Raw genomic sequence first — 13,708 nt, 5'->3', positions numbered from 1 at the left:
ACGCCCGCTCTTGGCATCTTCCGGTAGACGATCCATCGACCACACAGAACGGATGGCGACAGGACCGACGAACTGTGGCTTTCATTTTGAGGGCACTGTGGCGGACTCCGTATCAGACCAGTGAAACCACCGTGACGTGATCGAACAGATGACCCGGACACGTCGAACTTAATAGGAGTGTCCGTTAGGTTCCAACATGAGCAGCGAGCAGGATCTCGGTATCACTGCGAGTAAGGAACATGAGACTGGCGAATGGTATTCACAGGTCGTTCAGAAGGCTGGTCTCGCAGATTACGCCCCCATGGGTGGATTCATCATCACGCGCCCCCGTGGGTACGCGCTCTGGGAAAGCATTCAGGACCACCTCGATGGCTGGTTCAAGCAAACCGGTGTCAAGAACGCCTATTTTCCTGTGTTCATCCCTGAGTCGTATCTCCAGCAGGAGAAAGACATCGTCGAAGGATTCGATCCCGAGGTGGCGTGGGTCACACACGGTGGATACGACGAACTCGAAGAGCGCCTCGCCGTTCGACCAACGAGTGAATCGATCATCACGCCATACATTGCCCAGTGGGTGCGCAGCCACCGCGATCTCCCTCTCCGAGTGAATCAGTGGTGCTCTGTGGTGCGCTGGGAGGCAACCGAGACGAAACCGTTCTTCCGAACGAAAGAGTTCCTCTGGCAGGAAGGACACACAGCCCATCACGACCGCGAGGACGCGTGGGACGAAACGATCCTCCGGCTCGATCAGTACGAGCGCCTCTACACGGATGTGCTCGCACTACCCACGCTTCGTGGACGGAAGCCCGCCCACGATAAGTTCCCTGGTGCGGACACGACGACGACGCTCGAAGCGTTGATGCCCGACGGAAAAAGCGTTCAAGGCTGTACGAGCCACCACCTCGGAACGAGTTTCGCAGAAGCGTTCGACATCACCTACGTCGACGAAAACGAGGACGAACAGACCGCACACACCACTTCGTGGGGGCTGTCGTGGCGCGCTCTAGGAGCGACAATCATGACCCACTCGGACGATCAAGGACTCGTTCTTCCGCCCACCATCGCACCCAAACAATGCGTGATCGTCCCCATCTGGCAAGAAGAAACCAGACAGGAAGTGCTTGGATACGCCGAGGAGCTTCAGGCAGAGCTCGAAGCAGCGGGAATTCGTGTCCACCTCGACGACCGTGACGAACGCAACCCTGGATTCAAATTCAACGAATGGGAGCTAAAAGGCGTCCCCGTCCGATTCGAGATCGGACCGAACGAAGTCGAAAACGAGGAAGTGACGGTCGTCCACCGTCCTGACGGCGAAACAACTGTCGAAACACTCGACAACGTCGCCGAGACAGCACGCGAGCACCTCGATGAGGTGTACGCAAAACTCTACGTCACCGCAGAACAGCACCTCGAAGAGAACGTCCGTGCGGCTGAGAGCCGTGAGGAAATCCTCGGGACGATCGGCCAACACGGCGGATACGTCACAACCGGCTGGTGTGGGGACCAAGCCTGTGAAACAGAGATCAAAGACCAAATCGCCGCCAAAATCGTGATGGTCCCGATGGATGAGGAACCAATCCACGACACCTGCGGTATCTGTGGTGAGGACGCAGAGACGACCGCCTACTTCGCGAAATCGTACTGATTTCGTACGAAAGAAGTTATCAATTGTAGCTACTCATCAACATAACGTCCTATTAATCATAGAGAGATGTATATATGACCTTATTTGACTACAACATGCCCTTACCCCTTGAGGAGAAGCGACTTAAGAAGGAATCGGTCAGATAACGGTATGACTCGGAGACAGACATCAATGTTCGCGAGCGGTGCCGGACTCGCGGACCCCATGGATACCCGTGCCAGCTGTGGTGTAGGCGTCGTCATGGACCTCGATGGAGGTGCCTCACACCAAACAGTATCGGACGGGATCGATCTGCTCGCAAATCTCGAACACCGAGGGACGACGGGTGCAGAAGAAAACACCGGTGACGGAGCGGGCATTATGTTGCAGATCCCAGATGATTTCTTCTCTGAGGAGTTCGATTTCTCTCTGCCCGACCTGTACGCTATCGGCTCGCTCTTTTTTCCACAGGATGAGTCCGCAAAGACCGCGTTGAAGGATCTACTGACCGAGGTGCTTGCTCGCCACGGTGTGTCAGTGCTCGGTTGGCGAGACGTTCCCACGGACAACACTCGCCTCGGTAAAACCGCGCTCGAAGGAGAACCCGACGTTGTGCAAGTCGTCGTTGCACCGGCGGATGATTGTGATGAAAAAGCGTTCGATCGACGGCTCTACGTTGGTCGCCGTGCTGTCGAAAACGAAAGTATCGCACGAGGAATCGACGGCACTGGTCGCTTCTATATCTGTTCACTCGACCGTAAGACGATCGTTTACAAAGGTCTGCTCACTGCCGAACAGCTTTCTGAGTACTATCCAGATCTCCAAGACGAACGATTCCGATCGACGTTCGTCATGGTTCATGCGCGTTTCTCGACGAATACACTCGGAGCGTGGCATCTCGCCCACCCGTACCGGACGATTATTCACAACGGTGAGTTCAACACCATCCAAGGAAACATTAATTGGATGCGTGCGCGTGAAAACGATCTCGCGCACGAGGCGTTCAGTGGGGATGGTGTCAGCTCCACGGAGTATGATGACAGCGAGGGATCGGATCTTGATACACTGAAGCCAATCATCAACGACGACGAACAGTCCGACACTGCGAGCGTCGATAACGCGCTCGAGCTTCTCATGAAAACCGGGCGGGATCTCCCACACGCGCTCAGAATGCTCATTCCCGAGGCGTGGCGCGGAGAGGCGACCGGTGTTGACGAGGATCGACGCGATTGGTATGATTTTCACGCCTCGCTCATCGAACCGTGGGACGGTCCGGCACTCGTCGCCGCGACCGATGGCGATCGAGTCGGTGCAGTGCTCGACCGCAACGGGTTGCGGCCATGCCGATACGATGTACTCGAAGACAACACGCTCGTCGTGGCGAGCGAAGTCGGTGCACTCGATGTTCAACACGACGCGAGCCGAATCCAAAAGCGGGGGCGACTCCAACCGGGACAGCTGTTCCTCGCTGATCCAAAAGAGGGTCGAATTGTCCCTGACGAGGAGGTATTCGATGACCTCGTCGACGAGAAATACGGCGAGTGGGTCTCACAAGAACAGACTCAACTCTCGGACATCGTTGACGAAAAAGAAAAATCCAACGCTAATTCCGAATCTGTCGACAATCTCCGGTCGTATCAAGCACTCTATGGGTATACGCATGACGAACTCGACCATCTCATCGAGCCGATGGCCCGCGACGGGAAAGATCCCGTCGGCTCGATGGGTGATGATACGCCGCTGTCGGTTCTGAGTGACTTCAACCGCCCACTGTCTTCGTATTTCAAACAGCTTTTTGCGCAGGTCACGAATCCGCCGCTGGATTACATTCGTGAAGATCTCGTGACATCAATGGAGTGTCGGCTGGGGAATCAGCGCAATCTGCTCCACGAATCACCAGAACACGCGCGTCAGCTCGTGCTCGATTCGCCGTTTCTCTCTAACGGAGAAGTAGCGACGATCAAGGAACTGGATGGGCCGCTCTCCACGGCGGTCGTCGATATCACCTACGCTGTCGATGATGATCTCGAAGCCGGTATCGAGGACGTTCGGACGATGGCTGGACAGCTCGCAGACGAATGCGACATACTCGTACTGTCCGATCGGAACGCTAGCGAAGAGCGACTGCCGATTCCGAGTTTGCTAGCGACGGGGGCTGTCCACCATCATCTCGTGCGAACTGGCCAACGCAACCGCGTCGGTATCGTCGTCGAATCTGGTGATCCAAGAACGGTTCATCAGATGGCGACGCTGGTTGGATACGGAGCAGGTGCAGTCAACCCGTATCTCGCTCTCCAAAGTATCGAAGACATCGTCAAGGGACCTGATGGTGCTGATGCCGAAGAAGCGGTCGATGCGTATCTCCACGCACTCGAAGATGGTCTGTTGAAAACGATGGCAAAGATGGGCATCTCGACCGTCGAGAGTTACCGTGGTGCGCAAATCTTCGAGGCGATTGGTCTCGATTCGACGTTCGTCGCGGAGTACTTCGAGGGGACGACGGCCAGAACCGGCGGGATCGCGCTTCCCGAACTCGAAGACGATCTTCGACGTCGGTACGAAAGCGCCTTCTCAAGCGAGGAATCGGACATCGAACGACAGGGTGAGTTCGAAAACCGGTCGAATGGAATTTTCCATCAGTGGAATCCGCAAACGGTTGGAACGCTCCAAAAAGCCGTTCGAGAGGGTGATTACGAACAGTATCAGGAATTTGCACAGCTGATCAACAATCAGAACGAGCAGCTCCAGACACTCCGTGGCCTATTGTCGTTCGACCCTGAGCGTGAGCCGGTACCGATCGAAGACGTCGAGCCGATCCATGAGATCGTAACGCGGTTTTCGACGGCTGCGATGAGCCTCGGTTCGCTCTCACCGGAGGCTCACGAAAACAACTCTATTGCGATGAACCGTCTCGGCGGGAAGTCGAACACTGGCGAAGGGGGCGAACCACCGGAGCGGTTCGGCACCGAAAAGGAGTGTAACGTAAAGCAGGTTGCCTCCGGACGATTCGGCGTCACGAGCCACTATCTCTCTTCGGCAGATGAGCTCCAGATCAAGATGGCGCAGGGGTCAAAGCCCGGTGAGGGTGGTCAGCTCCCGGGTGAGAAGGTGAATGAGATGATTGCGCACGTGCGCTATTCGACGCCCGGTGTTGGGCTCATCTCACCCCCACCGCTCCACGACATTTACTCGATCGAGGATCTCAAACAGCTCATCCACGACCTCAAAACGGCCAATCCAGAGGCAGACATCAACGTCAAGCTCGTCTCCGAGGCGGGGATTGGCACGATCGCAGCCGGTGTTGCAAAAGCCAATGCCGATGTCGTCCACATCTCGGGGCATTCTGGTGGGACCGGCGCATCACCAAAAACCTCGATCAAAAACGCAGGGCTGCCGTGGGAACTCGGACTGGCAGAGGCGAATCAGATGCTTCGACACACCGGTCTCCGCTCTCGCATCAAGGTCACCGTCGACGGCGGACTGAAGACCGGCCGCGACGTTGCAATCGCCGCGCTGCTCGGTGGCGAGGAGTACGTCTTCGGGACAGCGAGCCTCGTTACCGCTGGCTGCGTGATGGCACGTCAATGTCACGAGAACACCTGTCCGGTCGGCGTCGCCACACAAGACGAGAACCTTCGAAACCGATTCCCGGGCCAACCACAGCACGTCATCAACTACATGACGTTCATCGCACAGGAACTGCGAGAGATCATGGCCGAACTCGGCTTCCGAACGATCGAAGAGATGGTCGGTCGGGTCGAAGCGCTCGCACAACGGCAGGACGTGACCCACGAGAAGGCGAAACATCTCGATCTATCAGCAATCCTCGCAGAGACATCTGGTGACCGAACGAAGTCGATTGAGCAAACACACGAGACCGATGAAGCGTTGGATCACGATCTTATTCAGGAAGCTGCCCCGGCGTTCGACCATGGTGAACCAGTCTACATCGATACAGCGATCGACAACACCCATCGAGCGGTCGGCGCAATGCTCTCGAATCGCATCTCGAACGAGTACGGCGGTGACGGGCTACCCGACGACACTATTGCGATCGATTTCGATGGCGTCGCCGGGCAAAGTTTTGGTGCGTTTCTCGCAAGCGGCGTGACGATGTCTCTGACAGGCACTGCAAACGACTACGTTGGCAAGGGACTGTCTGGTGGAAAGCTCATCGTCACGACACCACCCGACGCACCCTACGAACCCGAAGACAACACCCTCATCGGCAACGTCGCACTGTATGGTGCAACCCAAGGCGAGCTGTACGTCAACGGCATGGCTGGAGAACGATTCGCTGTCCGCAACTCCGGCGTGAAAGCCGTCGTAGAAAGCGTTGGTGATCACGGCTGTGAGTATATGACCGGTGGTGTCGTTGCTGTACTCGGAAAAACAGGACGGAACTTCGCTGCTGGCATGTCCGGCGGCGTCGCCTACGTGCTCGACCGCGACAATGATTTCAAAGAGCGCGCTAACCACGGCATGATCTCGACGACGCGAGAGCTCGAATCGAAAGACAGAGAGATGCTTCGTCGTCTGATTGAAAACCACGTCGCACACACGGGCAGTGACCGTGGCGAGTACATTCTCGAACATTGGGAAGAGGAACTGGAAAAATTCGTTAAAGTGATGCCCGACGCCTACGCTGACATCATCGCCGAGAAAGAAAGCGAAGATGTCCGACGAGACCTTCCTGCAAGCTCAACTCCGGCAACCGGCGAAGACTCTGCTGCTATCCGAGGAGGAGCGGACTGAAATTCCTCGCTTTCGTATACACGACCACTACTGTTTCGTCTCCTACGCTGCTCAATTTCTTGTAACAAACACATCATCCTTGTCGGACATCGAACTGACCCAGTACTCGAACGCATAGGAGTATATTCACACTACACCTACCGTCTACGTACTATTTTGTCCCAATTACGTATTGAATATATCCCGCTAAATATTTATTTTTGCTTTGATGAATACAGTAATGTTTTTATTTCTTGAGTTAGTGAATAAGTAATGCGGCGTGTCCGCGCTCCGGGAGGAGAGACTCCAGATCATAATCGCCGACACACGCTAGTGGGCAAAGGGGTTCTTTAGACGCCTTCCCCCGCGTTGTCTACACTTCGTGCATTCATGCGATTTCATGGTCAGTGGTTCGGGGAGGTTGGTGCCCCTCCCCAACCGTTGTTCCGTCGGTATGAGATATGTTTCTAAAATAAGAGCTTCAGAACCTACCGAGAGACGGTTGTTCGAATGTGTTCAGGACTAAGCGCCGAGTAACTACATCGGATGTAGGATCCAAGGAGTATTTCGACACGGTCGTTTGGGAGGCTTTTTGCCGTCGCGGTTGCAAGCGTGGATATGGCAATGGAGACAACGGAAGAACACGATGAACACCACCACTTGCCAGCCGTTGAGGATTGGCCGCGCGGCTTCGGCGAGGCGAGTTGGTGGCCATTCATCGCAGCTTTCGGAGGGGCCGGCCTCTATATTGGTGCCGGACTGTTCATTCTGGGTAACGGTGACGAACCGCTCGTAGATCCACTCGCCGGTCCGATCGTATTCATCGCAAGCACACTCGTCTTCCTCGCTGGTCTCTACGGCTGGCTGTACCACGCGTTCGTCGTCGACTTCTGGAGCGGTGAAGCGTCTGAGTCGAGTGGTCGTGGGCTCCGCCTCGGAATGTTGCTCTTTCTCGGGAGTGAAATCGCAACGTTCGGTGCCGGGTTCGTCTACTACTTCTTCATTCGTGCCGGTGGAAGTTGGGCAGGTACCCATATTCCAGAGGGACTGCTCGGCGCGATCGTATTGGTCAATACGTTGATTCTGGTCGTGAGCAGTGTTACGCTTCACCTCGCCCACCTCGCACTCCTGAAGGGGAATCATTCACGATTCGTTCGATGGCTCGGTCTAACACTCTTTCTCGGCATCGTCTTCATCGGTGGACAGGTGTATGAGTACTACGAGTTCATTATCCACGAAGGATTCACGCTCACCGAAGGCATCTTCGCAAGCGCCTTCTTCGGTCTAACGGGACTCCACGGTCTGCACGTCTCACTCGGTGGGGCCCTTCTCGGCATCGTCTTTATCCGCTCGTTGTACGGCCAGTACTCCGCTGAACGCCACATTTCGGTCAGTACTGTCTCGATGTATTGGCACTTTGTCGATGCTGTCTGGATTTTCCTCGTCGTCGTAATCTACGTTGGTTCAGTCGTTAGCCTCTAAAAAAGTCGAAGATCGTTCTCATCGACTCCTGCTACTCGTTGTGTACAAAACCCAAATGAGACACCGGTGAGTGAGCCTGTTATCATCAGCCACCTATCTCAAGCCACGAGTCAACAGTGTCACAGTATATCGATTAGAGTTGCGCCGTGACGTTCGCGGCGGTCATCTAGTGGCGCTCGATTGAATTTTGTACCAAATTTACTGAATGTCAATATAAGAACCAATCAAATCAGGCCAGTAGTTAATTGTCACCTAACGTATGTTATTCTGATCGACTTGGCTTACAAACAGAATTCGTCAGATTGCCCAACAAGCCATACATTGCTAATACTTCCATAGCTCTAACCAATTAGTCAATTCTACCCGTAATAATAAATTATTTCTATAGGTATATTCTATAGACAATAATAATCACCATATTTAATTAGTGCCAAGCCTCAATTACAAATGTGGTAGCACACATTAAATTTAGCAAACAAAATATGTGCTATCAACCGACGATCAACAATGATATCTAGTATAAAAGACATGAACCGAATCGTACTTCAACTGGGAGGAGAGCAAATTCTCGGGGATATTGCCTCGGATGTGGCGTCATTCCTCCCTCGACTCGTCGCGGCGATCATCGTGCTGATCGTCGGATGGGTTCTCGGTCGGTTGTTGGGAAGGGTGGTTACAACGGTCCTTCAGGAGGCTAATTTCGGACGATTCGTCCGGGGGACACCGCTAGGAGACAAAGACAGCGACGGTGAAGGGCTCTCCCGCGGACTGGGGAAACTGTTGAAGTACTTCATCTACTACCTCGCGGTATTGGCTGCTGCCGATATTCTCGGAATTCAGATACTCACTCAGTTACTCTCGGATATCGGGGCGTACCTGCCAGTCATCCTCGGAGCCGCGATCATTCTCGTTATCGGGTTCATCATCGGGCGTGTTCTCGAAGACATCATCGCTGACCTCATCGGAGGGTTCGGGTTCGACGTACATCTCAAAGGGACACCTCTCGAAGGACTCACCGCAAGGCGTGGACTCGGTGGACTCATCGGGCAGATCGTCGCGCTGTACGTCTACTTCCTTACACTCATCGCTGCCGCTGATACGCTCAACATTCCGATTCTCTCAGGGCTGCTTACCACAATCACCGCGTACATTCCCCAGTTCATCGGTGGTTTCATCGTGCTGTTGGTCGGAATCTGGCTGGGTGATTGGATCGGCACTCAGATTGCCGATACGGATACCCGTCGACTGACCGACCTCATCGGAACCGGCATTAAAATATTCATCTACTATCTCACGATTACGATGGCACTCCAAACGGCTGGGTTCGAAGCCTCCATTCTCAACACGCTCTTTACGATCGTGATGACCGCACTCTTTGGCGCGCTTGCTATCGCGTTCATTATCGCTGTCGGTGTTGGCGGGGCACTCGGCTCGAAAGAGTATATTGCAGACAACATTTCCAACTGGGTCGAAGGCGCACAGGAATCGGTCTCTCTCGAAGACAGTGGGTCGGATCGTGCTGGTGACACTGGCGGGTTCGAATCACCAGACGAAGGCTGACTGAACTGTCGTGCCTTCGTTACAGCATAGTTGAGTGCTATCGCAGCTGGAGACCTGCGATACCCAGCCATCGATCCGGTAGTATCGAAGATGACAGAACGACCGTAAGAGGAGTGACAGTTGGGGAGATCACAAGCGTGGGATGTCGCAACTTCGATGTATCCCACGCTCGTAACCGACGGTAGTGACACTTTCCGACGAAGCGAAAGAGCGACTTGCGGACGTAGTAGCCCTCCAGCCGACCAAGAACAAAGAATTACAAGATCGGTGGGGGATCGACAGTGGAAGTGAGATTCACCAGTACCTCGAGTCGGAGCTAAAGGAGTATTACTACCGCGATGAGAACAGTCTGATCCGCGCAACGCCGGAAGCCGCCAAACTAGTAGGGATGGAATCAGACGAGGATGTTCTCAGCGTTCCCGAACTGCAGGCGTGTATTATCGATGTGATTGCAGAGCCAGACGCGGAACCAGAGAGCGTCGTCTCGGTGCTTCATGGGGTACGTGACACCGGGCTCGATCCAACGACAGACGAGGTGCGCTCTGCGCTCCGGAAGCTCCAAGACCGGGGACTCGTCGAGGTCGTTCAAAAGACAGTCCCGACGTTCCGACTCGCCATCGAGCGAAGCGAGATAACCGTCGAAGTACTCGAATAACGCGTGTGAGCTGAATCTGTACGTTATCAGTACCGACGTTGGCGCTCCCGTTGACGGTCGAGGAGATGCTTGAGGCCGTTTCCGGGACCGCCTTCGATGGGCCAGCCGTGTGTGCGCCACGTGGGAGGTTCCGGTTCGAACGACGGACACGACCCCGAACACTCGCTGGACGTTTGCGATCGATTCTTCGCTTGACACCACGGGAGCGAGTCACCAGCAGAACAGCAGAGGGTGAAGTGACGACAGTCCGGGCGCATCGTTTCGACGTACGAACGCCAGCCTCGTTCGTACGCTCGTTCGGCTATTTCGAGTCGTTTTGTGGCTTTCCAGTCGGTGTCAGCGTACTCGAATTGGGCTGCAGAGTGGTCGTACGCGCCACCGTCGGGACGATCAAGAATACGCGTACCGACACCGCCACTATCGAGCGAACGAGGATGCCACGCTACCGTCACATCGAGCGACTTGCGCTCGGTCGCGCGATCCACAGTGAGAATACCGACGTCAATCGGGAGACGTTCGAGAAGCGCTGGTTCGACCGTCGCGCCGGTCGTTCGTGTTGCTACCCAGACCTCATCCGCAAGCGAGAGTGCGACATCACGTTGTAGCTGATCCGAGAGAGAATCAGCTGCACTCGCATCGAGGTCGGGTTTGTTCTCGATCGCTACGATACGGCGAACCCAGTCGGGGTACGGCCACTTGCGACGGATCTCGATGCGATTTCCCTGCCGGCGAGTTTCGATGATTCCTCGATCATCGGCCACGTGAATTGCATCGCGGACGTATCGCCATGGATAGCCAGGATCGGGGAGCACATCCCGGTAGTAGACCCACTCTGAGGGCGCGTTCTGAACGACGTGCAGGAGATCAGAATTGAGCCGTTCGGAACCAAATCGTGCCCGTTCAGCGAGTCGTTGCCGATCGCTTTCGATAACAATAGTGTCCCAGCGCCGGTGTTTCGTGCCGAGCTGACGAGCAATCAGCACTCGTTCAGGATTGGTGTTGGTCGGAGCTGCCCCGTCGCTCTCACCGTTGCTGGCAGTGGCTGATCGGCTGGGTGGCCAGTGTTGCTCGGCCCACTGGCAAACACGGAGTTCGAACGTGAACTCGGGCGATGTCACGGTCCTCTCATTCGTGATTTACAGGTATTCATCACAGTAGCGCGTCCCATCAACCACACATCGATCACGGTTTCTATGTTATTGTATCAATTTCCGTTGTCTCAAAGCGGTGGTTTGATAGCGGTATCAGTTGTTCAACCCACCATTTTCGAGAAACACATGCGCGTTCTCGAGGACGGATCGCGGTCCGTTTTGGGTGAGTGTGTTGATCGCTTGTTCGTAATCGCGCCACTGCAAATCATTGTGTTCCGACGACAGTTCTGCGCTCGCTTCGAACGATTTCGCAATGAACAGATGGACTGTTTTGTGGATTGTGCTGCTACCAGCCTGGAAGACGTAGTCGTAATCCTCTCGAAATCCATCGATGAGCCGGATGTTGTCGATACCAGCCTCTTCTGCGACTTCGCGGATGGCCGTCTGCTGTAGCTCTTCGGTCCCCTCAACGCCGCCTTTCGGGAATTCCCAATCACCCGTTCGGCTTTTGAGGAGCAAGTACTCACGACGGCCACGCGTATCACGGAACAGGATTGCCCCGGCGCTCGTGGCCTCAATCATGTATAACAGTAATCTACCCTCAGTTAAGAGAATATCGACCTGGCCATCTTTTCTCACAACACCTACGAAAGTTTCGATCGACACGCACCAGTCGCACGGAGGATCGCAGTAGCTCCGCCTCAGACGTCTGTTACACGGAGTAGAATCATTCACCACAGAGATGGGGGACGCATAACTGATGAACGAGTTTTTATTGTTAGCCGTGGGAAAGTTGCTATGACCTTCGTTACGACACTCCGGTTCACGAGCGGCGACCGTCGCGTTCTCGATGACGTCGTCAACGACATCAAACAGACAGCCAAGCGAAAGGGTGCTGAGTTGAAAGGCCCACACTCGAAATCACCGAACGCGGTTCGTGTTCCACTCTCGAACTGTCCTGGAAGAGACGGCGGACTGATCGATTCGTGGCGGTATACCATCTACACTCGAACAATACACATCATCGGCCATAGCGAATTTGCTCGTGCGACTGCTGGCCGTGATTTTCCCGACGATATCCACGTTGAGGTCGATGTCGAGCGCAGAACGGGAGCAGGTCGGACCTAATTCGATGGCACTCAAAGAGAGTCGTATTTTATATTCCCGCTCCTCCACGGGAGAGTATGAGTCACGGACAGTACGATCGACTCGTTTCCCTTCGCCGCGATCTTCACCGCCATCCAGAGCCAGCGTGGCGTGAGTTCCGTACCACGAGTCGTATCGTCGACGAACTCGAATCAATCGGTGTCGACACATTGCTCGTTGGATCCGATCTTATTGATGCCGATTCGCGTATGGGAGTTCCTGACGATGAGGAGATCGACCGCTGGTACGAGGCGGCCCGCGATGCGGGTGCGCGCGAAGACGTTCTCGACCAGACGGCGGGCGGTGTCACCGGTGTGCTTGCCGTCATTCAACAGGGAGAAGGACCAACGATCGGTCTCCGGGTCGACATCGACGGGCTTCCGCGTTCTGAGAGCACTGATGAGAACCACACCCCTGTAGCCGAAGGATTTCGCTCCGAAACGGATGCGATGCACGCCTGCGGTCACGATGCACACACCACCTACGGACTCGGCGTCATCGAATCCATCGTCGAGAGCGATTTCGAGGGAACATTGAAAGTCGTCTTCCAGCCTGCTGAGGAAGTCATTGGCGGCGGGAAGGCGATCGCAGAGAGTGGACAGTTGGACGACTGTGATCATTTGCTCGCTGCCCACGTCGGTCTCGATCATCCAACGGGCGAAATCGTCGCCGGAATCGACGGCTTTCTTGCGGTACATCACTTCGAGGCGACGTTCACCGGCGAACCCGCTCACGCAGGTGCACAGCCGAGCAAAGGAGACAACGCAGTGCAGGCGCTCGCTGCTGCAGTGCAAAATCTCTATGCCATTCCTCGACACGAAGACGGTGCGACACGCGTCAACCCGGGCGTCATCGAGGGAGGCAGCGCGACGAACATCATCCCAGAAACAGCTCGGCTCGAAGGCGAAGTCCGCGGAGAGACGACCGAACTCAAAGCATACATGCAAGAGCGGGCGATGCGCGTTATCGAAAGCGCTGCCGAAATGCACGGTTGTACGGTCGATATCGAATCAGTAGGAGACGCTCCGAGTGCAAGAAGCGACGACGAGATCGTCAAGATTGTCTCTGATGTGGCGAGCGACACGGATGGCGTAGAAACTGTTCTCGATCGGGACAGCCTCGGTGGAAGTGAGGACGCCACCTATCTCATGCAACGCGTCCAAGACAACGGCGGCACGGCAGCCTACATCGGCGTTGGAACTGACCATCCCGGTGGACATCACACCGCGACCTTCGACGTGGACGAAACGTCGCTCCCGATCGGCGTCGATGTGCTGAGCGAAACGATCCAACGGCTCGCAAACGAGTAGGCAGATACTAAGACAGCAAGCGCGATTGGCACTGTGAACGATGACTATCGTGGAAGGGTAGTGCGTAATACCTCCGTGCTCGTCGTTCCGAAGCCGTTTTGTCTGG

Annotated in this window: 9 protein-coding genes; 7 read left to right on the top strand and 2 right to left on the bottom strand. The window is 55.2% G+C overall.

Translation table 11 applies throughout. From position 1 onward, the window contains the following. Nucleotides 1-196 precede the first annotated feature (196 nt). The 5 genes from proS to MW898_RS16380 all read left to right on the top strand — a co-directional run bounded on the left by proS (nucleotide 197) and on the right by MW898_RS16380 (nucleotide 10,055). Nucleotides 197-1,645: a proline--tRNA ligase gene (proS, locus tag MW898_RS16400; protein WP_248908834.1), complete on the top strand. Its 1,449-nt coding sequence runs from the start codon at nucleotides 197-199 to the stop codon at nucleotides 1,643-1,645. 150 nt (nucleotides 1,646-1,795) lie between these two features. Beyond that, nucleotides 1,796-6,379 (top strand): glutamate synthase large subunit, encoded by a 4,584-nt coding sequence (gene gltB / locus MW898_RS16395; protein ID WP_248908833.1) that lies wholly within the window; start codon nucleotides 1,796-1,798, stop codon nucleotides 6,377-6,379. Between the two features lie 603 nt (nucleotides 6,380-6,982). Next, nucleotides 6,983-7,840, top strand: a complete 858-nt coding sequence (locus MW898_RS16390) for a cytochrome c oxidase subunit 3 (protein WP_277999912.1) — start codon at nucleotides 6,983-6,985, stop codon at nucleotides 7,838-7,840. 528 nt (nucleotides 7,841-8,368) lie between these two features. Next, a complete protein-coding gene (locus MW898_RS16385; RefSeq protein ID WP_248908831.1) occupies nucleotides 8,369-9,400 on the top strand; it encodes a mechanosensitive ion channel in 1,032 nt (343 codons plus the stop codon). A gap of 184 nt (nucleotides 9,401-9,584) precedes the next feature. Further along, on the top strand, nucleotides 9,585-10,055 hold the full coding sequence (locus tag MW898_RS16380) for a DUF5797 family protein (protein ID WP_248908830.1): 471 nt from the start codon (nucleotides 9,585-9,587) through the stop codon (nucleotides 10,053-10,055). A 26-nt stretch (nucleotides 10,056-10,081) separates the two neighbouring features. Here MW898_RS16380 and MW898_RS16375 read toward each other — a convergent pair whose 3' ends face one another. Beyond that, nucleotides 10,082-11,173 (bottom strand): DUF5787 family protein, encoded by a 1,092-nt coding sequence (locus tag MW898_RS16375; RefSeq protein ID WP_248908829.1) that lies wholly within the window; start codon nucleotides 11,171-11,173, stop codon nucleotides 10,082-10,084. Between the two features lie 126 nt (nucleotides 11,174-11,299). Next, complete coding sequence (locus MW898_RS16370) at nucleotides 11,300-11,728, bottom strand: bis(5'-nucleosyl)-tetraphosphatase (protein ID WP_248908828.1); 429 nt, start codon at nucleotides 11,726-11,728, stop codon at nucleotides 11,300-11,302. A 216-nt stretch (nucleotides 11,729-11,944) separates the two neighbouring features. Between MW898_RS16370 and MW898_RS16365 the strand changes: the two genes are divergently transcribed. Both MW898_RS16365 and MW898_RS16360 read left to right on the top strand, forming a co-directional pair. Continuing rightward, the gene (locus tag MW898_RS16365; protein ID WP_248908827.1) at nucleotides 11,945-12,274 is read left to right on the top strand and encodes an uS10/mL48 family ribosomal protein; all 330 of its coding nucleotides are present in this window, start codon (nucleotides 11,945-11,947) and stop codon (nucleotides 12,272-12,274) included. A 56-nt stretch (nucleotides 12,275-12,330) separates the two neighbouring features. Next, nucleotides 12,331-13,602 carry an amidohydrolase gene (locus MW898_RS16360; RefSeq protein WP_248908826.1) on the top strand — a complete coding sequence of 424 codons (1,272 nt, stop codon included), beginning with the start codon at nucleotides 12,331-12,333 and terminating at the stop codon, nucleotides 13,600-13,602. Nucleotides 13,603-13,708 lie beyond the last annotated feature (106 nt).

Origin of the sequence: Halocatena marina (assembly GCF_023276375.1) — an archaeon.
In the GTDB taxonomy this organism is placed as follows: domain Archaea; phylum Halobacteriota; class Halobacteria; order Halobacteriales; family Haloarculaceae; genus Halocatena; species Halocatena marina.
This window is presented reverse-complemented; position numbering and strand designations above follow the sequence as displayed.